The 21,152-nt window shown below is 42.7% G+C and carries 15 protein-coding genes; 12 read left to right on the plus strand and 3 right to left on the minus strand.

Annotation, left to right across the window (positions count from 1 at the left end; translation table 11 throughout):
• Positions 1-16: 16 nt before the first annotated feature.
• The 4 genes from NIT79A3_RS10830 (at position 17) to NIT79A3_RS10845 (ending at position 6,423) form a co-directional block, all read left to right on the plus strand.
• Positions 17-871 carry an Hsp33 family molecular chaperone HslO gene (locus NIT79A3_RS10830; protein ID WP_013966236.1) on the plus strand — a complete coding sequence of 285 codons (855 nt, stop codon included), beginning with the start codon at positions 17-19 and terminating at the stop codon, positions 869-871.
• A 184-nt stretch (positions 872-1,055) separates the two neighbouring features.
• Positions 1,056-4,337, plus strand: a complete 3,282-nt coding sequence (locus NIT79A3_RS10835) for a hypothetical protein (protein ID WP_013966237.1) — start codon at positions 1,056-1,058, stop codon at positions 4,335-4,337.
• 247 nt (positions 4,338-4,584) lie between these two features.
• Positions 4,585-4,974, plus strand: a complete 390-nt coding sequence (locus NIT79A3_RS10840; protein WP_013966238.1) for a response regulator — start codon at positions 4,585-4,587, stop codon at positions 4,972-4,974.
• A 21-nt stretch (positions 4,975-4,995) separates the two neighbouring features.
• The gene (locus NIT79A3_RS10845; protein ID WP_013966239.1) at positions 4,996-6,423 is read left to right on the plus strand and encodes a HAMP domain-containing sensor histidine kinase; all 1,428 of its coding nucleotides are present in this window, start codon (positions 4,996-4,998) and stop codon (positions 6,421-6,423) included.
• 56 nt (positions 6,424-6,479) lie between these two features.
• Here NIT79A3_RS10845 and NIT79A3_RS10850 read toward each other — a convergent pair whose 3' ends face one another.
• Positions 6,480-8,873 (minus strand): DNA internalization-related competence protein ComEC/Rec2, encoded by a 2,394-nt coding sequence (locus NIT79A3_RS10850; RefSeq protein ID WP_013966240.1) that lies wholly within the window; start codon positions 8,871-8,873, stop codon positions 6,480-6,482.
• 128 nt (positions 8,874-9,001) lie between these two features.
• Here NIT79A3_RS10850 and NIT79A3_RS10855 point away from each other — a divergent pair, with 128 nt between their 5' ends.
• The 4 genes from NIT79A3_RS10855 (at position 9,002) to NIT79A3_RS10870 (ending at position 15,060) form a co-directional block, all read left to right on the plus strand.
• A complete protein-coding gene (locus NIT79A3_RS10855) occupies positions 9,002-11,905 on the plus strand; it encodes a chemotaxis protein CheB (RefSeq protein ID WP_348225607.1) in 2,904 nt (967 codons plus the stop codon).
• 3 nt (positions 11,906-11,908) lie between these two features.
• Positions 11,909-13,117 (plus strand): ATP-binding protein, encoded by a 1,209-nt coding sequence (locus tag NIT79A3_RS17905; protein ID WP_013966242.1) that lies wholly within the window; start codon positions 11,909-11,911, stop codon positions 13,115-13,117.
• Entirely contained in the window at positions 13,086-13,727 is a 642-nt protein-coding gene (locus tag NIT79A3_RS10865; RefSeq protein WP_013966243.1) for a response regulator transcription factor, read from the plus strand. Before NIT79A3_RS17905 ends, NIT79A3_RS10865 begins: the two co-directional genes overlap by 32 nt.
• A gap of 283 nt (positions 13,728-14,010) precedes the next feature.
• Positions 14,011-15,060 (plus strand): class I fructose-bisphosphate aldolase, encoded by a 1,050-nt coding sequence (locus NIT79A3_RS10870; RefSeq protein ID WP_013966244.1) that lies wholly within the window; start codon positions 14,011-14,013, stop codon positions 15,058-15,060.
• An 85-nt stretch (positions 15,061-15,145) separates the two neighbouring features.
• Here NIT79A3_RS10870 and NIT79A3_RS10875 read toward each other — a convergent pair whose 3' ends face one another.
• Entirely contained in the window at positions 15,146-15,820 is a 675-nt protein-coding gene (locus tag NIT79A3_RS10875) for a tetratricopeptide repeat protein (RefSeq protein ID WP_013966245.1), read from the minus strand.
• A gap of 84 nt (positions 15,821-15,904) precedes the next feature.
• Positions 15,905-16,654, minus strand: a complete 750-nt coding sequence (locus NIT79A3_RS10880; protein WP_013966246.1) for an ankyrin repeat domain-containing protein — start codon at positions 16,652-16,654, stop codon at positions 15,905-15,907.
• Positions 16,655-16,992: 338 nt separating this feature from the next.
• Here NIT79A3_RS10880 and NIT79A3_RS10885 point away from each other — a divergent pair, with 338 nt between their 5' ends.
• The 4 genes from NIT79A3_RS10885 to purH all read left to right on the plus strand — a co-directional run bounded on the left by NIT79A3_RS10885 (position 16,993) and on the right by purH (position 21,150).
• Positions 16,993-18,165, plus strand: coding sequence for an FAD-dependent monooxygenase (locus NIT79A3_RS10885; RefSeq protein WP_013966247.1), 1,173 nt, complete (start codon positions 16,993-16,995; stop codon positions 18,163-18,165).
• 175 nt (positions 18,166-18,340) lie between these two features.
• The gene (gene dusB, locus NIT79A3_RS10890) at positions 18,341-19,348 is read left to right on the plus strand and encodes a tRNA dihydrouridine synthase DusB (protein WP_013966248.1); all 1,008 of its coding nucleotides are present in this window, start codon (positions 18,341-18,343) and stop codon (positions 19,346-19,348) included.
• Positions 19,349-19,351: 3 nt separating this feature from the next.
• Positions 19,352-19,594 carry a helix-turn-helix domain-containing protein gene (locus NIT79A3_RS10895; RefSeq protein WP_013966249.1) on the plus strand — a complete coding sequence of 81 codons (243 nt, stop codon included), beginning with the start codon at positions 19,352-19,354 and terminating at the stop codon, positions 19,592-19,594.
• The gene (purH, locus tag NIT79A3_RS10900) at positions 19,591-21,150 is read left to right on the plus strand and encodes a bifunctional phosphoribosylaminoimidazolecarboxamide formyltransferase/IMP cyclohydrolase (protein ID WP_013966250.1); all 1,560 of its coding nucleotides are present in this window, start codon (positions 19,591-19,593) and stop codon (positions 21,148-21,150) included. Before NIT79A3_RS10895 ends, purH begins: the two co-directional genes overlap by 4 nt.
• Positions 21,151-21,152 lie beyond the last annotated feature (2 nt).

Below are 21,152 nucleotides of genomic sequence, written 5' to 3' on the forward strand. Positions count from 1 at the left end.
CATCCAAGGTTTATAAATGAGTAACTACGTACAGCGCTTCCTTCTGGAAAACCTGGATATTCGGGGCGCAGTGGTGCATCTTGATTCGGTCTGGCAACAAATGCTATCCGGCCGCAATTACCCGCAGCCCGTAACTCAATTACTGGGAGAAATGAGCGCAGTCACATTGCTCCTGGGCGAAAACCTCAAGCAAGCCGGACGCCTGACCATCCAAATGAACGGTAGCGGCCCGGTTTCAATGCTGGTCATCGACTGTAATGACAGCTTGCACATACGCGGCATGGCCAAATGCGCGCAAGCTATCGAAGCGCAACCTCTGTCCGATTTGCTCGGTCACGGACAACTGCTGCTGACCCTGGATATGCCCTCCATGCGGGAATCCTACCAAAGTATCGTACCGCTCGACGGCGACAACATCGCTGAACTGTTCGAACATTATTTCAAACAATCCGAACAACTGCCTTCGCGCCTTTTTTTGATCACTACAAACACTGCCATTTTCGGTTTACTGTTACAAAAACTGCCCGCCGCCGATCAACAAGATCCCGATGGCTGGACGCGTGCCGAAGCGCTGGCAGCAACAGTCTACGATCAGACGCTATTTGATCTGACCGCTGAAGAAATACTGACTCGCCTGTTTTACGAAGAAACCATACGTATCTTTGACGCACAAACCGTCCACTATGGCTGCCAAGAAAACCCGGCAAGAATTTATGCCATGCTGCGCGCATTAGGGCGCGAGGAAGTAGATTCAATCCTGCAAGAATTTGGCGAAGTCGTTGTCAGTGATGATATTTGTAACCGCGAATATCGCTTGGATGCATTGGCGGTTGACGCGGTATTCCGGGAAGCCGGGCCGACAGTGCATTAAATTGTTTGCGGGCGATAAAAATAATCGCTTCATAAACCAAACTCCAAACACTCCACCAACACCCCCAACCAGTATATACCCCGCACAATTCAAGCTTGTGATAATAACCACAGACAATAAGTCATCCATTTGTCATAATGCAGATAGGTGATGCAATGCATGATAATTATTAGGAGGTTATATCATGAGCGAGCAAAATAAATCCGAGGATAAATCCTCTCACACAACGCCTACAATTGCAGTCATTGCACTTCTGTTAGGATTCTTTGCGACTCAAGGTACGATCTTCAATCCAACACGGCCTGCCATGAACAATACAGAAAGAGCAGTCACAGAAGATGTCCGTGCACGATTATGGGAAGATCCTTTTCAAGCTGTAGAGCAGCATCGCAAACAAAATAATAACGAAAAGACAGAAATAATATTCACCGATCAATCTGGTCGTACTTACCAGGATGAAGCTGGCTCTATACAAGAAATTTGCAGATCCCACTTGCACAATAAAACAACTCTTCACTCGATAGAAGAATTAGGCTGTCAAATTTATCATAAAACTGATGAAGGAAAATCGCTTCATATTTTGGCCGTCATGGTATCCAACAGACCTTATGCAGAGAATCAAGAGTGGCGGTTGCGCAACCGTTATGCACTGATATCAGGGCTCAGTGCTGCTGGCTATAACCCGATAGATTCCGAGCATATCGGATTTATCGATTTTGAAAAAGCATGTAGAAAAAATAAAGATTATTGCGACTTCCCGGATTACACTCCCTATGAATGGTTTGAATTGGATAAATCCAAATCAACTAATGATATCGCCGATGATTCAGCAATCATGCAAAAGCTCGAACTTAAGTCCTCAGATAAAAAAGAATTAGTCCTCGTACTTTGGTTGAACAATGATATATTGGCGCATAACACTAATAGCATAAAAATCTTAAGTCAGCTAAAAACCGGCATAAAATCTAATAGCAAAAGCACTGCATCGATAAACTTCAATGTTATCGGTCCACACGATTCTGATACTCTAAAGGGGATGTATACTGAAGCACATGATTTGAATAAAATTTGGAAAAACTTACCCTTAATTCACAAGCAAGAATACTATCGCTTCGCAAGAAGTAATATATTTTCACCTTTTGTAACTGCGGAAGATAATCAACTAATCCCTTCTAAAACAAAAATAGTAAACGCAAATTGGATAGATGAGCCCCCTGCAAACTTGTCGCAATGGCTGCAAAGTAACATAATTAGAACAATTAACACCAATGATCAGCTAGTTGATATCCTGCTCTGCGAGTTAGCATTACGAGGAGTAACACTGTATGAAAAAGAAAAGTGTGGTGTAAAACCAGAATTTGTACTTGAGAAACCTGCTCAAACAACGCATCATATTGTATTGATTAATGAACTGGATACTTTTGATTCGCAATCGCTACTCACTACCTTATTGAAAGAAATTAACCCAGATAGCGGTCAATCTCATAAAGAAAAGTCCAGCCGGGTGCATACTTTCAGTTATCTTCGTGGACTTGACGGCATCACAACTGCAGGCGCCTTCAACAATCAAGCTTCCAAGATTAAGGATCAAGGATCTTCAGTCAATAAGCAAGTTAGCAAAGAAACAATAGAACAACGCGAACGCCCCGTTGGCCCAAGCCAACTCGATTATTTACTCAGACTTGCTGAGGAAATAAAACGACTGGATAAGCAACATGCCGGCGAAGGAGGCATTAAAGCAATCGGTATTACAGGCAGCGATGTATATGACAAGTTATCCATATTGCAGGCACTACGCAATAAATTCCCTGATCGCTTGTTCTTCACAACAGATCTCGATGCACTGCTCACACAACAAACTGAGATAAAATGGGCGCGAAATCTGATCGTTGCTTCACCATTTGGTTTACGGTTACATGATGAGTTACAACGAAATACTCCGCCTTTCCGTGATAGCTATCAAACTGCTTTATATTTAACCACCCTGTTAGCTTTGTATTGTCCTCATACGGAAAAACACTGCTCAGGAGACAATTTGAATGAAGCAATTAAAAAACTACAAATTAAGCCTAGATTGTTTGAGATTGGCAATAATGAGGCAATCGATCTGAGTCATACACCCGGGAAAGGAATACACCCTGAACTAAAATATGCTGGAAATTCTAAAATAACACATTCCATTTCTTATATTAATATCTTTGGTGGTATAGCTTCTTTAATAATTTTATCTTATCTCCTAACCCCACGCATTTCTCACAAATACATTAATATAATTGCGCTTGGCACTCTCTCTGTAGTTAGTTTTTACATGGCAATAGCAATCTTACTAGAAGGCGACTTGGGATCTGAGCCATTATCATTTACCAGTGGCGCTAGCTCCTGGCACGCTAGTGGGATAAGAATTTTAGCCTTCGTTTTTGCTTGCTGTTTTCTAAAACATATATATGATCAAATTAAAGAAAATAATCGTGAAATCATTAAGCGCTATAAACCGATATCGGTAAAAACATTAAAAGAGAAACAAGATACACCATCAACGTCTTTTCTATACATTGATCAGTGGGGAAAAGACTTTATGAAAAATGAACCAATAGAATTTAGTTCGATTTGGTCAATTTATTTCACTAATTATCTTTCTAAATATCGTAAGCATTCTTACCTATTACATATTTATCGGGTGTTAATCTCACTTCTAGTATATCTAGCATGTATCTTTCTTCTTCTATATTTTATTAATGACTCATTTAAACTAAATCTTCTAACTTTTCCAACGCGCGGTGAATGGAATCAATATTTTACTCCTAAAATTCTTTATCTAACAGTTGGTATTTATTTAGCTTTAATTTTTGTTATCGTAGATATTTCGCATTCAAGTAGTCATTTCGTAACACTACTTAAAAGCCATAATGTCGTTTGGCCAAAATTTTTACTTCGCCGCTACTCCAAGAAATACGCTTTGCCAGAGCAAATAGTTAAGAAAAAAATTCTTATCGATATCATTCTCACAAATACTAAAACAATTAATAGCTTTGTATACTATCCTTTCATCATTCTGTTCTTGTTAATTTTGTCTCGCAATCATTATTTCGATAACTGGCAAGTTACAAAAGAACTTATTATGATTTTCAGCTTTACCGCATTAATTGCTTCCGCCAGCGCATACAGACTTAAAAGAGCAGCGGAAGAAACTAGAAAAAGTGTTCTTAAGGAATTAGAGGCGGATTATTTGTTGCAATTATCCAGGAATGCAGCTTGGCATAAGCTAGATGAGCGTTCTGATAAGATAAAATTATTAATAGAAAAGCATCTTTATATGATAAAGCTACTGATTGCAGAAATAAAAAATCTCAAGGAAGGACCTTTCTTACCGCTATCACAACATCCGGTGGTATTGTCGTTATTAATGCCATTTAGTAGCGTTGGGGGACTTTACTTACTGGAGTATTTTTCGTTTTCTGTGTCTTGATTATTAAGTATTCAAACTAAACTTAATCTTCAATCTTCCCTAAGGAGAGTGAAATATGAAAAAATGGCTCCAGTTGTTAAATTCCTCTACCTGAGAACTAAGATTTCCCGGTCAGATGATACTAATCGCACTTCACATATTTTTCACATTTGTTAAGATATGATCGAATCAAGAATATCCCCGGTAAGCAAGCGGTTTCTTGTAAAAAGCTTTTCCGGGCCCACATTATGAAGTAAGGAGAATTACTATGGCACCACGAATCGCACACGTCGATGATGACTCGGACATACGGGAAGCAGTTGAGCGCATACTGTGTAAAAACGGGTATGAGGTTGATAGTTACCTGACTATGCAGGAATTTATCGACTCATTGGAAGATGAGACCAAACGGCCTGATTTGGCTATCCTTGATGTAATGGTTGAATCAATGGATTCCGGATTGACTACCTATGCACAAATCCACAAGCGTTTTCCGCAAATACAAGCCATTTTCCTGACATCTCTCGGTGATATGATCAGACCCTATTTTGAAGATGGGTCGCATGAATGGGTTTGTATTATGGAGAAACCCGTTGAACCGGTGAGCTTATTGGCAACAATTAACGAGCGCTTGAAACATACTGGAGCAGCAGCCTAATTGGATCTGGATTAAACAAGCATGGCAACTACTGAGTTTTCCTGGAATAAATCGAATATCCCCAATATATCGCTTGAATTAATAGGAGAAAAACTAAAACTCAGTGATGATGTTTTAATTAGCAATATCCGTTGGTTTATTACCTTTCGCTGGGTATTGATCGCCACACTGGTTTTTTTCGAGATCCTGATGCTATCAGCGTCAGATGCGCTGGCGCAATTGGGTATCAGTGAGCAGCAAAAATGGCCGATTGCTGTCATTATTGTGCTGGTTGTTGCTAATATTGCATACATCTTCGCATTAAATCATGGCAAACCCAGTAAATATAACTCGCCCTCTATTAATTTGTGGGTGCAAATCATCGTTGATCTGGTCTGTTTATCCGTTGTCGTACATTATATTGGCAGCACTACTACACCAATCTCCTTCTTCTACGTGCTGCATATCGCACTAGCCTGTATCTTTTTTTCTACCCGTGAAAGCCTGTATGTAACCATATTAGTCTGTTTAATGGATACGATCGTCATCGTTGTTGATAACTTCCTAATCACTCAAACGCCGCTCTCAACGTTGATAAACAATCATCTTCTTTCTGAAAGTTCACGCAGAGATGGTGCAATAGTATGGATGTTCTTTTTAGATGCCTTATTTCTTATCGTCTGGTATGTTGTCTCGAGGCTTTCCTTGATCGTTCGTGCTCATGAACGCCATCTATTGGATGCCTATAAACAAATCAATCAAGCACAAGTAGAAAAAGACCAATATGCATTGCTAATCACACACCAATTGAAATCCCCTCTCGATGCTATTCGTAGCAAAATAAATTTAATTAACGAAGGTTATCTGGGAGAAACAACACCTGAAGTCAGTACGGCCCTTGTTCAGATGGATGTCCGGGCAAAAAATATGTCTGGTTTAATACTTGATTTACTCCGGTTAGAACGATTGAAAGATACCTGTCTTGACACTGCGGTTTTCGAGTCCGTTAATATTCAAACCGCTCTGCAAAAGTGTCTTGAAAAAATAACTCCCGTTGCTAACTCCAAAAATGTTGTACTCAATTTATCTATTGAGAACTTTATCTGTAAGGTAATTCCTGATCAATTGGGGATACTTCTGGAAAATATTATTACCAATGCAATCACTTACTCTCATGATAATGGATCCGTTGAAATTACATCGACTGTCAACCGGCTTAATCATACTGCCGAAATTACCATAACCGATCATGGGATCGGTATTGATAGCAAAGATTTGCCGAATATATTTAATGAGTATTTTTATTCACCCAGAGCAGCTCTCCATAACAAGGCAACCAGCGGTATCGGCTTGTCTATAGTAAGAATCGCAGCAGAAAATAACAAACTAAAAATCAAAGTTGCCAGCGAGCCCGGAGCCGGAACTTCTTTCACTGTGATGTTTAACAATATCGAATTTCCTGACGAATAATAGAAACCTCAGCTTTCACTAAAATCATAGATGCGCACTTTAATCACAGTATCAATTTATTCAATTGTGCTGTGGTGCCAATAGCGGCGATGTAATTTTCTCCAGCTATCGGCAAACCATCCATTATTTGCAAAACGAATTAAAATAGCACCATCCCTATCACTGCGCAGCAATTGACTTCCCGAATTGTGATAGCGCGCCACCACGTTTTCTCGCGGATGACCGTAGCGATTTTGATAACCCATTGTGAATATCGTCAGCGATGGATTTACTTTTTGAACAAAAGCGGCGGTCGATGAAGTATTACTGCCATGATGCGGCGCAATCAATACTGTTGCGGGAAGTTTATCACTGGCGCGAGCGAGCAATGCCTGCTCATCCTTTCCTTCAATATCGGCCGGCAGCAATACGCTGCCATGCGCTGATGTAATTTTTAACACACAACTATTGGCATTGATTTTACGTTGTGGATTTCCGTAATCTTGTTCCAATGGATGCAGCAATTCAAAATGTACGCCATCCCATTGCCAGAATTGACCAGCCCGGCACTGTTCTTTATGGAGCGCAACTTGTTGTACTGGGTGATGGCTGCGCAGAGACGATAGTAGCATTTGAGCAGGTATCGCCTCCAATACCGACACAGCGCCGCCGCTATGATCCGAATCAGCATGTGATACGATTAGGGCATCCAGCTGTCGAATACCTTCTCCGCGTAAAAAAGGCACGATAATGCGGCCGCCGCTATCTGTTTCACCAAGGCCAGGCCCGGTATCAAATAACAAAGTATGATGCTCGGTGCGCGCCACTACAGCCAATCCTTGACCAACATCCAGCACCGTTAACCATAATTCACCGGACTTGGGTTGGGCAGGCTGTACCAAAAACATCGGCAACAGTGCAATGACCCCCAGCCAGCGTGCCGGGAAACCGGCAAAAAATCCCAGCCCCAAACTTCCAGGCAGCAACAACCATAAGATCCCAACGATTGCCACCGCTATTGCCCACATCGGCGGCGCATGCTGCTGCCATACTACGTTTGACATATCGCTGAGCGAGCGCAGTAACAGCATGACAATACTTAACGCCTCATGGGCAATCGGTAACATAAAATCAAACAATGGTATCGTTGCCAATAAGGTTAGCGGCACCACTACCAGGCTCACCAACGGAATGGCAATGGCATTTGCAATGGGGGATACCAATGACACCTGCTGAAACAAAGCCAGTAATAGCGGGATGAGTCCCAATGTAATGGCCCATTGAATCCGTAACCAATCATTCAACCAGTGAATTTTGCCGATCCGCCCTACCGTCACCAGCATAATAATGGCAATGGCACCAAATGATAGCCAGAAACCAGGCGCAATGCTTGCCCAAGGATCGAGCAACACCACCCAAAATAACGCCCATGCCAGCACCCTTGTTGCAGAAGTTTGGTGCCCTCTCCATAACGCGACTGCCACCACAGCCAACATGCAGAATGCCCGCTGCGCCGGAATGGCGAAGCCGGACAGCACAGCATAACTGAAAGCCACTATCAATCCGGCCATGACAGCCGCGCGGCGTGCTGGCAAACGTAACGTTAAGTAATTATTCCAACGCCATAACCAGAACACCGCTGCAAACACCATACTGGAGATCATGGTGATATGCAGGCCGGAAATTGCCATCAGATGATTGGTCCCCGTACGCGTAAATATTTGCCACTGATCGCGGGGAATGGCGTGCTGATCACCCGTGGCCAGCGTTTTTAATATGCCGGCATAAGCTTTATCGCCTAGACTTGCAGCAAAGCGTTGCTGGATTTCCTCGCGAACATGCTCAATCCAATAGATTGGATGTGGAACCATGGGATGCAAACGCCGATTATCGGCCGAGGAACGCACATATCCGGATGCTCGAACATTACGCTCCAACGCCCATGCTTCATAATCGAAGCCATGCGGATTCATTGTGCCGTGCGGCTGTTTCAGACGCACCGTTACTTGCCAGCGCTCCCCCGCTTTGATAACCGGCAACCTCTTCTGATCTGAATCCGCCTGTTGCTCTTGATACCAGGATAACGCAATCTTTTTGGGCACAATCGCACCTTCAGTAACCACTCGCTCGATATCGAAGCGGAAACGCACACTACGATCATCGCTTTGCGGCACACTGGCCACTACGCCAATCACCTGAATATCCTTTTGTTCCCATGCTTGGGGTAATGAATCAGACAAGCGCCAATGTGCAAAAGCAGCTGCCCAGAAAAATCCAATCCCCAGGAAAATCCCCCATAACAAGACTCTATTTACTGTTCCCAGTAAGGCCAATTGATAATGCTGTATTAAGCCGATTGCAATTGTTACCCACAATAAACTGCAGGCCCAAATTAATTCGGGTAATTCAGCTTGTTGTTGCAACAAGCCAGTACCCAAAACAAAAGCAAGAATATTTAATCGGATTAGCAAATTCGCCAAACTCCTCAACCAAATAGTTTAATATTCGTAGTGCATAATTTTTATGGAAAAATAGCTTTTTGGGTTCATGAAATAAGGATAAATTTAAGCTCTCTCATTCGATGACGCATCAGGATAAAGTGGATATCAATCCAAATACAGAAACAGACACATTCCCAATAGTGGGTATCGGCGCCTCTGCGGGAGGATTAAATGCATTTACCCAACTGCTCAAAGCACTTCCTATCGACACTGGCATGGCCTTTGTTCTGATCCAGCATCTTGACCCTAAACATATCAGCCTATTACCTGATCTGATAAAACGTACCACGGCAATGCCCGTGATCGAAATAAGCGATAATCTGCGTGTTGAGCCCAATCATATTTATGTGATGCCACCGACACATAGCTTGGCACTGCTGCACGGTGTATTGCAATTGCTCCCACGTCCGGATGTATGGGGTAAATTCCTGCCCATTGATGATTTTCTAACCAGTCTTGCACAAGACCGGCAAAATCATGCCATTGGAATTATTCTTTCAGGCACAGCATCCGATGGCACTTTGGGTATACAAGCCATCAAGACAGTGGGCGGTATTACCTTTGCACAATCTGAAGATTCGGCGGAATATGATGGAATGCCGCACAGTGCAATCGCTAGCGGGCATGTGGATTTTATCCTGCCACCTAAGGAAATTGCCCGTAAATTGGCGCAAATAGCGCATCATCCCTATTTAAAACAACAGTTAGTTAAGCTTGCAGAAGATGTGCCAGCCAAAGAAACGAACCTCGGTAAAATTTTCGTTCTGCTGCGCGCGCGCACCGGTATCGACTTTACTTACTACAAGCACACGACCATTCTGCGTCGTATTAAACGGCGCATGATGCTACACCAACTGGATGAAATGAAAGATTATGTCAAGTTTCTGCGGCAGCACCCAAAGGAACTGGACATATTGTTTCAGGACATGCTGATCAATGTCACGAGCTTCTTTCGCGATCCAGAAGCTTTTGAGGTTCTCAAGAAAGAAATATTTCCTCGTCTCATTGAACAACTGGCAAATGAAAGAGCACTTCGTATTTGGATACCCGCTTGTTCAACGGGTGAAGAGGTTTATTCAATAGCCATTGCGCTATTTGAATTTCTCGGTAATCAAGTTAATGCCATGCATATTCAGATCTTTGCTTCAGATATCGATAAGCAAGCGATCGACAAAGCACGCCAAGGGATCTATTCACATCACATCGATGAGACTGTTGGAATTGAGCGGCTTGCGCGGTTTTTTATCAAAACAACAAACGGTTACCAGATCTGCAAAAGTATCCGGGATGTCTGCGTATTTGCGATACAGAATGTTATCCAAGACCCCCCTTTCTCCCGGATAAATCTGATTTGCTGCCGCAATCTGTTGATTTATCTCAATACACCAATACAGAAAAGAGTATTAAACACTTTTTTCTATGCGCTACGTCCGAATGGTTTCCTGATGTTAGGCACTTCTGAAACGATTGGTAGCGAAGCCGATCTTTACTCTTTAATTGACAGGAAGAATAAGATTTATTTGCGTAAATCTCAGGCAAATCCACCTAATACTGATTTAGCCAAAATACTCTCTACATCTCCATCAGTTTCGACATTTCATTTTCACTCAAAGGACGCACCACCGGCAATGCAAGTGCAACAAGCAGCTGAAAATATAATTCTGACAAAATATGGGCCACCGGCGGTAGTAATCGACCAGAATATGCATATACTCTATTTCCGTGGCCAAACCGGCCCCTACATTGAGCCAACTACTGGGAGCGCAAGTCTCAACTTGTTGAAAATGGTGCATCCGGAACTGATAATAGAACTACGAGCACTTGTCCATCAAGCCATCAAGGAAAACAACATTGTTCGCAAGGAAGGCTTGCGCATGCATCATAATGGAAGCTATAAAAATATAAATTTGCAAATAATACCCCTCGTCAGTCCAAAAACTATGATGCCAAGTTATTTGGTCGTATTTGAACCTGGCGCTGAAATCCCCGCTAGGCAGAACCCATTACAGCCAGAAGACTCGTGTAGAGATGCTAGAGATCTTCGCATTAGTACTTTGGAAAATGAATTACTTACCGAACGGGAGTATATGCAATCGATTATTGAAGAACAGGAAGGAACCAATGAAGAATTGCAGTCTGCTAATGAAGAAATCCAATCCGCCAACGAAGAATTGCAAAGTATTAACGAAGAATTAGAAACTACTAAAGAAGAATTACAGTCCACCAATGAAGAACTGACCACCATCATCGAAGAGCATGAAAATCGGAATCAAGAATTAAATCAAGTTAACAACGACCTAATCAATCTACTGGCTAGCATTGATACGCCCATTGTCATTCTGCACAAAAACTTATCTATCCGGCGATTTACTCCTGCTGCAAAAGTACTGCTGAATCTTATCGATACCGACACCAATCGGCCGATCAGTAATATTCGGCCTAATATCGCTATCCCGGATTTGGAAAGCGAACTCAAACAAGTGATAGAATCGGCTGTCACGAAATCCATTGAGGTACAGGATGATAATGGGCATTGGTACTTATTGCGACTACACCCTTTCGAGAAACAGGATAAAAACATCGACGGTGTCGTAATGGTATTTATTGATATTGATGCAATTAAAGATATCGAACAGTTACGTAATGCACTTCAATATGAACGCCGTTTGGCGGCGGTAGTCCGCGATTCTAACGATGCAGTAACAGTCCAGGATTTTAACGGCCATATCCTGGCATGGAACCAGCGTGCAACAGAAATGTTTGGATATACCGAAGACGAAGCACTACAGCTTAATGCCAATCAATTGATCCCAGACATAGCCCGAGAAGAAATGCGTACTTTGTTGGAGCAACTTCAACACGGCCAGAAAACACCCCCTTGCGAAACCATACGTTGCACTAAAGAAGGCCATTTACTCAAGGTGTGGATGACGACATCAATCCTGAATAACGGCGCGGGTAATCCAGCGGCCATTGCAATCACCGAACGGGAGATCCTATAAAAATTGGATAATGAACATAGAAGAAAAGATGATGATATCAGTCATAGCAAGCTGGAACTGCTCGTTGAACTGCAGATTCATCAGACAGAATTGGAAATGCAAAACCTGGAACTCAAGGAAGCGCAGCAACAATTGGAAGAATCGCGCAACCATTATGCAGATCTCTATGACTACGCTCCCGTAGGGTATCTTACCGTAGATCAAACTGGTGATATCCGATCTATTAATTTGACCGGAGCCAGTTTATTGGGAAAAGAACGTGCACTTCTTATCGGCAGGCAATTTATAGCGTGCTTCTCCTATATCGACCATCAGGCATTTTTCCATTATCTACACGATATTTTCAATAACCCCAATAAAGTCACGCTGGACCTAAAAATCGGCAATACACAAAATCAATTCCGCTTTATTCATCTAGAAAGTATAGCGGACTATGATAACAACCTGTGTCGTATGATCCTATCCGACATCAGTCAACTCAGAGAAGCAATTGACGGCAATCGTGAATTATTGAATGAGAACAGACGGCTTATGAAAGAGCTATTTCGTATCCAGGAAAAGGAGCGGCGCACATTGGCTTATGAGTTGCATGATGAGTTAGGCCAATGGATTACGGCCATTCGCGCAGAAAATGAAGTAATTCTCAGTCACGCAGAGAAAAACGCAAACATTGCCGCCAGCGCTCAAGCGATTAAAGATTGTACTCAGAGAATGCATGAAGTGATACACAACATGCTGCATCAACTGCGTCCGGCACTAATGGATGCACTGGGCTTACCCAACGCACTCTTAGAATTAAGAAAACAATGGTGCTCGCACCATCAACATATCGTCCTTGAATTACAACTGCAGGGCGAGCTTACAATGTTTGATGAACAATTGAATATCGCTGTATTTCGCCTCGTTCAGGAAAGTCTTAATAATATTTGCAATCATTCTGAAGCCAACTGGGCTCAGATCAGCTTAGTCCGTGAAGCCATTGAAAACTCTCCAGTTGACTATCTGTATCTGAATATAGAAGATAACGGCAAAGGCTACGATGTCAATCAACAATATACAGGTTTAGGCTTGTTGGGTATGCGTGAACGAGTAATCGCCATGAACGGCACGCTGTCGGTGCGAAGCGCATGTAACGAAGGCACAGAAATTAACATTCGATTACCAATCGAAAACTCAAACGATGACAAAACAAATCTCCATTCTGTTGATTGATGATCATCCTGTCGTGCGTACCGGATATCGTCGTTTGCTTGAAAATACACCCAATATGCATGTGGTAGCAGAAGCGGAAAATGGCGAAAAGGGCTCTCAACTTTATGTAGAACATCGACCAGATGTCACAATTCTTGATTTGAACATGCCAGGTATTGGCGGGCTTGAAACAATCCGCCGTATCAAAGCCTATAACCCTGATGCAAGTATTCTGGTCTTTAGCATGCTAAATAATGTAACCATGGCCCAGCGCTCATTAAAAGCGGGAGCCCTTGGATTTATCAGCAAACAAAGCGGGATAGGAGAAATGGTTCAAGCAGTCCGGCAGGTAAACTCAGGAAAAATATATATTGAATCAGAGTTGGCCGCAATACTGGCAGTGAATGCTACGCATGAAAATACGTGTGAGAACCCATTAGAGATGCTCACTAAACGAGAATTTCAAATATTCAAACTGCTTGCGGAAGGAAATTCCTGTGTACAAATTGCGGAGAAACTGACCATCAGCCCTAAAACTGTTAGTGTTCATCATGCTAATCTGATGCGGAAATTGCAACTAGAGAACACAACGCAACTCATTCGAATAGCAATCGATCAAAATGTTATCTAACAGGCCGTTGAAAAACGTTTTCGAAGCAGGCGACGCAAGGCAATAATAGGCGAAAAAGCGCAGTTTATGCTTAATAAATGAGCATTTTGAGTCTGTTTTTAACACCGCGGCGGCAACGCAGATAGTTTTTCGATGGCCTGCTAAGCAAAATGACTTGATCCGCTCGATCATACTTTAAGAAATAAGGAAAATGCCTATTTAAACGGTATCACGCTTCAATTAAGATAGCGCATTCTCAATCTCGCAGAAATGATGCTGCAAGCACCCCCAAACAGGAGAAAAAATGACGGATATTATTAGTATTCTGAACAATGAAAGTGACTTTCTTCTCAAGCATGTCTGCACTACCATACCCAAGCATAGCCTACAGCTACCCGGCACTGATTTTATCGATCGTGTAATGGCTCTGAGCAATCGAAAACCGAGTGTGCTGCGCAATCTTCAGGCACTCTATAACCACGGGCGTTTAGCAGGCACGGGCTATTTGTCACTTTTACCCGTCGATCAAGGCGTAGAGCATTCAGCGGGGGCTTCATTTGCACCCAACCCGATGTTCTTTGATCCCAAGCACATTGTTGAACTTGCCATTGAAGGCGGCTGCAATGGAGTCGCTTCCACATTGGGTGTGCTGGGCATCGTGTCACGGCAGTATGCGCACAAGATCCCGATGATTCTTAAAATTAATCACAATGAATTGCTGACTTATCCGAACAAGTTCGACCAAACTCTTTTTGCCAGTGTCAATCAGGCCTTCAATATGGGTGCTTGCGCGGTTGGCGCAACGGTTTTCTTCGGCTCGGATGAATCACGCCGCCAGATCCAGGAAGTTTCTGCAGCTTTTGAACATGCGCATAATCTGGGTATGGTAACCATATTATGGGCTTATACACGTAACACTGCTTTTAAAACTGCTGACAAGGATTATCATGTTAGCGCCGATCTGACCGGTCAAGCCAATCATCTGGCAGTAACTATCGGCGCTGATATCGTCAAACAAAAAATGGCGATCAATAATGGCGGTTATAACGCAATTAAATTTGGCAAGACTCACCCCAAAGTATATAGCGAACTGACAACAGAGCATCCGATTGATCTCGTACGTTATCAGGTCGCGAATTGTTACATGGGAAGGATTGGCATGATTAATTCGGGCGGCGAATCTGGTAGCGATGATCTGCACCAGGCAATTCGAACTGCAGTTATCAACAAGCGTGCAGGCGGTATGGGTTTAATCTCCGGCCGAAAGGCATTCCAGAAACCTTTCGATGAAGGTGTCAAATTACTCCACGCAATTCAGGATGTGTACTTATCTAAAGAAGTAACCATTGCCTAAGCTATCAATTATAAATGCCTAATGGAATGGAGAAGGCATGACGGAACCATGCCTTTAATTACAGCATCAGGTATAAAGCGCCGGATTATTTACCTGATGCTTTTATAGCATCCAGGTTTGCACGCGCATCTTCATTGCCTTGAGCCGCGGCTTTTTCAAACCACTCGATCGCTTTCTTCTCGTCTCTTGCCACCCCATCTCCAGTGAAGTACATGGCACCTAAATTATTCTGCGCATCCACATGACCTTGTTCTGCAGCTTTCTTAAATAACTCGGCAGCCTGGGCCATATCCTGTGGAATGCCTTCGCCATTTGCATACATGAGTCCCAGATTAAATTGCGCATCCGCATAACCTTGCTCTGCAGCACGAAAAAACCACCCGGCTGCCACTTCAGGGTCATTGTCCAACAATTGGCCAGACGGACTCTTTGAAACCGCTTCACCGGTATAATACATAACCCCCAAACCATTCTGAGCAGCAGGGTTTCCCGCTTTAGCATCTTCCATTAAAGCTTTAAATTTTTCTTCGGCCGTTTTAACATCCCCTACCCCTGCAGGCAGAATTTGTTCTTTTAACTCTGCCTTTTCTTCATTGGTCAACCCTTCACCTATGAACGATGGAATTTCACCCAGCTTGGTTACTTCGTTCGTAGGTTTTGGTAATGAGCTAATTTCTGATTTATCACTTTTTGATTCTTCACCGCAACCAATAAGTAATAAAGCTGTTGCAGCCAGTAATAAAACAGCTAAAACTTTCATTTGTAATTTCCTTTATTCCTTTAGTTTAACAATAACAGACCGGTACACTATAACAACTCGATTAGAAGTTGTGTATTAAAGTTCCTATTTGGCACCGGATTTCTTCAACAATTCAATAATTTCCCGATAGCGATAACGCTCAGCCAGCATCAGCGGAGTTACGCCATTGCTTGCTTTAAGATTGAGATTGGCATTTGCGGCGATCAGCGAATGAACCGCTCCCAGATGACCGTGTTGAACGGCCAGCATTAATGCTGTCGCGCCATTCTCCAATTGATAATTGACTTCGGCATTTGCTTTGACCAAGGTTTGAATAGTCTGCGGATGCCCTTCTTGCGCTGCCAGTAAAAGTGCTGTCATACCATCATTTCTTTTTGCATTGACATCGGCTTTAGCCGCCAACAATAAGGCAATGACTTTTCTTCTGTCTTTTTCAGCGGCCAAAATCAAAGCTGTATCATTTTCTTCCGAAACGGCATTCACATCAGCGCCAGCTGCGAGCAGAACTTCGACAGCTTGTTCTCGACCATCGCGGGCAGTCTGCATCAGTGGCGTATAATTATTGTCTGCTCTTAAATTTTGATCTACTCCTGCTTGTAAAAAACGTTCAATAATCGCAGGATTTCCCTTTTTAACTGCAACCAGAAAAGCAGCATTCAATTCCTCTTGTCCGATCTGCTGAGCATCCAGTATCTTTTTTACCAATGAAAAGTTACCTTTTCCTGCAGCACTAATCAGCTCAGTATCAAGATTCACAGACCAGACATTGGTAGAAATAAAGATCAGTAAACCTGCGATCCATCCTGGCAATTTAATTATTAATAATCTTGTCATACAAAATTCCTTCCCATCAACATATCCGCACCGGAGATTCTAAAATCATCATTTTTACCATATTTTAAATCAATCTTACTGCATTAATAGTCTCATCGATTAGAAACAGGATTATACAATGACGCCATTCTTTTAACCTGCGCATCATTCCAGCCGCCCCTGACTTCCGCATTCCATGACTATGAGCAGTGTGCTATTCTTGTACTATCAATACATTCATTAAATTTTATTCAAACTACTGAATGTAATTTATTTCAATCGAAATTATTAGATCTGGCATCTTATGCCGGTCTATAGATTAAAGTTTATATCCTGAGAAAATTCAAAGCATTATTAATATGACCACTGATCATTATGACATCGTTATCATTGGCGGTGGGCCGGTAGGCATGGCTCTGGCACTTGCGCTACTCGATACCGGCGTCTCAAGTTTGTTACTCGAAGCTCGTGGATTACCCGAAAAAGACGAGGATCCCCGCCCGTTGGCATTATCACATGGAAGTCACCTGATATTACACCGCTTAGGGGTATGGAGCGAACTGACACAAAATACGCCAATTACTGCTATTCATATTTCCAATCGCGGCAGTTTTGGTCAAACTGTTTTAACACCGGATGATGCTGGCGTTCCTGCATTAGGATTTGTAGTAAATTATCATGATCTTTTTTGCTCCATGCATAAGAAATTAACCGGAATAAAATCCGATTATATTGCTGGTGCTATAGTCACTCGACTCGATACCGATGCAAACTCGGGCTGTGTCGATTTTGATTACCAGGGTCAGAAAAAAAAGGTTTCAGCTAAACTACTTGTTCTCGCCGATGGTGGCCAGTTGGCCAAGCAAATACCTGATATCACCTATCAAACTTATGATTATCAGCAATGGGCCATTGTTGCAAATGTTCAAGCTGAAAAAAAGCAAACAGGTATAGCTTATGAACGCTTTACAATTGATGGACCGGTTGCATTGCTTCCAAACGGTGATGATTTCGCTTTAGTGTGGACTGTAAGCCCTGAAGCAATGAAAGAAATTACCGCGCTGAATGATGCGGATTTTCTGATTCGATTACATCAGCATTTTGGTGATAGGCTCGGAAAATTCATCAATGCGGGAAAAAGATCGGCATTTCCATTGGCACTTAAATACGCAACACCGGCAACATCTCAAAGAGTTGCATTAATCGGTAATGCGGCGCAAACATTACATCCCGTCGCAGGACAAGGATTTAATCTGGGATTAAGAGACGCCTATGAATTAGCCTGCGAGCTTATCGACACACAAAGCGCGGTACTGGAAATTGGTACCCCTGCAATGTTATCCAGGTACCGCCAAAGTAGAGACATTGATAGTAATGCCGGCAGGATATTTACAGATTCATTGATCAAGCTTTTCTCTAATGAGAATAAAATACTAAAACACGCTTGCGGAGCCGGGTTAAGTACCTTGAACTGTATCCCGCCACTCAAAAGATTTGTTGCCCGCCGTATGATATTTGGAGCCAGAGGATAATTTCAAATCATGCTCCACTATCTGTCTGACAAAAGCTATAATTAGCAGAACAGAATGTGAAAATCGTGTGATCACTCGCTCCGGTTCCCAGGGGCGCTTCTGAGTGTTTAGATAAATCACTACGCAGCAACAAACTTAAATTATCAATAACCACCAGCCCATAGACACCGCTTACATGCAGATTGGCACACACATTTTAAAAAATAAACTGATTGTCGCTCCGATGGCGGGTGTTACCGATCGTCCATTCAGACAGTTATGCAAAATTATGGGTGCCGGTATGGCGGTCTCTGAAATGGTATCGAGTAATTCGTTACTATGGGGCTCCAAGAAAACGCAGCGGCGAGCAGATCATGAAGGCGAAGTTTCTCCCATCTCAGTTCAGATTGCCGGCGCTGATCCCAAAATGCTTGCTGCTGCAGCACGTTACAATGTTGATAATGGCGCCCAAATTATTGATATTAACATGGGTTGCCCGGCAAAAAAAATATGCAATGTGATGGCCGGATCTGCATTATTACAAGATGAAAAATTAGTGGAAAGAATTATTGACGCTGTCGTAAAGGCTGTTGATATACCTGTCACACTAAAGATTCGCACCGGCTGGGACAAACAACATAAGAATGCATTAGCCATAGCACATATTGCTGAAAACTCGGGCATTCAAGCGCTCGCCATTCATGGTCGTACAAGAGCTTGCGCATATACTGGCACAGCCGAATATGACACGATCGCAGCTGTTAAAGCCGCCACAAAAATTCCCATTATTGCAAACGGTGACATTACCACTCCCGAAAAAGCAAAATATATTCTTGCCTACACAAAAGCAGATGCAGTTATGATAGGTCGCGCAGCACAAGGCAGGCCATGGATCTTTCGTGAGATAAATCATTATCTTGCAACTGACCAACACTTGCAACCACCCGAAGTAGCTGAAATACATCGAGTTCTCATTGATCATCTGCATGATTTATATGATTTCTATGGGGAATACTCGGGTGTTCGCATTGCACGTAAACACATATCCTGGTACACCAAAGGACTCGTTGGCTCTGCTAGCTTTCGTCAGTCAATGAATCAATTACAAACCACTGAGCAGCAAATTGTAGAGACCAATAAATTTTTCTCAAAATTAGCTGAAGAAGGTCAAAGATTGAGCTACATCAAAGAGGGGAGCAGTTAGTTTATGAATGCAATCAAGGAAAATGAAATTGCATCTTGTATACGCAAGGCCATAGGGGGATATCTCAATGACCTGGACGGGGAGAAACCAGGGCATCTGTATAGTATGGTAATTCAGAGTGTTGAAAAACCTCTCATTGAAATTGCCATACAACATACCAAAGGCAATCAAACCCAAGCAGCGGAGTTACTTGGAATAAATCGAAATACGCTACGTCAAAAAATGAAACAGTTCCAAATTAAATGACCATTAAACATGCACTCATCAGTGTCTCAGACAAAACCGGAATTATCGATTTAGCAAAAAAACTGACTCAGTACGATATCACTATCCTGTCAACAGGCGGTACTGCTAAATTATTGTTTGAAGCTGGAATAAGCGTTATTGAAGTCAGTGACTACACAGGCTTCCCGGAAATGCTCGATGGCCGGGTCAAAACACTGCACTCCAAAATTCATGCCGGTATACTCGCACGTGATGATTTATTAGATCACCAGGAAGCGCTTGATAAAGCATCAATTCCAAATATAGAACTAGTCATCGTCAATTTGTATCCATTCAGACAAACGATCGCAAAACAAAATTGTAGTCTGGACGACGCTATTGAAAATATTGATATTGGTGGCCCAACCATGGTACGTGCAGCCGCCAAGAATTACCAGAAAGTAACTGTTGTCACAGATCCTCAAGATTATTCATTGCTTTGTGAAGAACTGGCAGCGAATCGTGGATCTATTAGTTCGTCTACCCGTTTTATGTGGGCAAAAAAAGCTTTTACGCATACAGCTTCTTATGACAGCGCCATCAGTAACTATTTAACTGCATTAGATACCGACTATCATCAAAAAGATTTTCCAGATTCCCTCAATCTGAATTTCAATATTGCACAGCACTTACGTTATGGAGAAAATCCGCATCAGAAAGCTGCTTTCTATCGCGATGAAACCATAACCCCAGGCAGTTTAGCAAATTATCAGCAGTTGCAAGGAAAAGAATTATCCTACAACAACATCGCTGATACCGATGCAGCCTGGGAATGTGTCAAAACTTTTGACAGCCCGGCCTGTGTGATTGTTAAACATGCTAATCCTTGCGGCATAGCCATTGCGGAAACAACCCTGCATGCCTACCAACTTGCATTCGCAACCGATCCAACTTCTGCTTTTGGCGGTATCATTGCATTTAACCGAACCATAGGCACAGAAACTGTTGAGGCTGTTTTAAAACAATTCGTTGAAGTCATTATTGCGCCGGAAATTACGCAGGAAGCCCAACAGCTTTTATTGCAAAAAAATAACATCCGTGTATTGATTCTGCCATTACAAATTGGGCATCATCGCTATGATTTAAAAAGAATCGGCGGTGGCATTCTTGTACAAACACCTGACACGCTGAATATTACAGTTGCAGATCTTAAAATAGTCACCAAAATAATACCCACGCCGCAACAATTAGAAGACTTACTTTTTGCATGGCGCGTTGCAAAATTTGTTAAATCCAACGCCATCGTATTTTGCAGCAATGGTCAAACCGCCGGTATCGGCGCTGGTCAAATGAGCCGTGTTGATAGTGCACGCATCGCTTCTATAAAAGCGCAGCAAGCAGGCCTCACACTTGCTGGATCTGTGGTTGCATCGGATGCATTTTTCCCCTTCCGGGATGGTTTAGATGTCGTGGTGCAAGCTGGTGCAACAGCAATAATTCAGCCCGGCGGCAGTATCCGTGACAACGAAGTTATTGCTGCTGCTGATGAACAGGGTGTTTCAATGGTGTTCACCGGAATTCGTCATTTTAGACATTAGAG

Source organism: Nitrosomonas sp. Is79A3 (assembly GCF_000219585.1).
Lineage (GTDB): Bacteria > Pseudomonadota > Gammaproteobacteria > Burkholderiales > Nitrosomonadaceae > Nitrosomonas.

Bases quoted from the DNA above. Each gene is read 5' to 3' on its own strand.
- NIT79A3_RS10870 (WP_013966244.1), top strand. From the start codon at position 14,011: ATGACGGATATTATTAGTATTCTGAACAATGAAAGTGACTTTCTTCTC.
- NIT79A3_RS10865 (WP_013966243.1), top strand. From the start codon at position 13,086: ATGACAAAACAAATCTCCATTCTGTTGATTGATGATCATCCTGTCGTG.
- NIT79A3_RS10840 (WP_013966238.1), top strand. From the start codon at position 4,585: ATGGCACCACGAATCGCACACGTCGATGATGACTCGGACATACGGGAA.
- NIT79A3_RS10835 (WP_013966237.1), top strand. From the start codon at position 1,056: ATGAGCGAGCAAAATAAATCCGAGGATAAATCCTCTCACACAACGCCT.
- NIT79A3_RS10895 (WP_013966249.1), top strand. From the start codon at position 19,352: ATGAATGCAATCAAGGAAAATGAAATTGCATCTTGTATACGCAAGGCC.
- NIT79A3_RS10880 (WP_013966246.1), bottom strand. From the start codon at position 16,654: ATGACAAGATTATTAATAATTAAATTGCCAGGATGGATCGCAGGTTTA.
- NIT79A3_RS10830 (WP_013966236.1), top strand. From the start codon at position 17: ATGAGTAACTACGTACAGCGCTTCCTTCTGGAAAACCTGGATATTCGG.
- purH (WP_013966250.1), top strand. From the start codon at position 19,591: ATGACCATTAAACATGCACTCATCAGTGTCTCAGACAAAACCGGAATT.
- NIT79A3_RS10875 (WP_013966245.1), bottom strand. From the start codon at position 15,820: ATGAAAGTTTTAGCTGTTTTATTACTGGCTGCAACAGCTTTATTACTT.
- dusB (WP_013966248.1), top strand. From the start codon at position 18,341: ATGCAGATTGGCACACACATTTTAAAAAATAAACTGATTGTCGCTCCG.
- NIT79A3_RS10885 (WP_013966247.1), top strand. From the start codon at position 16,993: ATGACCACTGATCATTATGACATCGTTATCATTGGCGGTGGGCCGGTA.
- NIT79A3_RS10845 (WP_013966239.1), top strand. From the start codon at position 4,996: ATGGCAACTACTGAGTTTTCCTGGAATAAATCGAATATCCCCAATATA.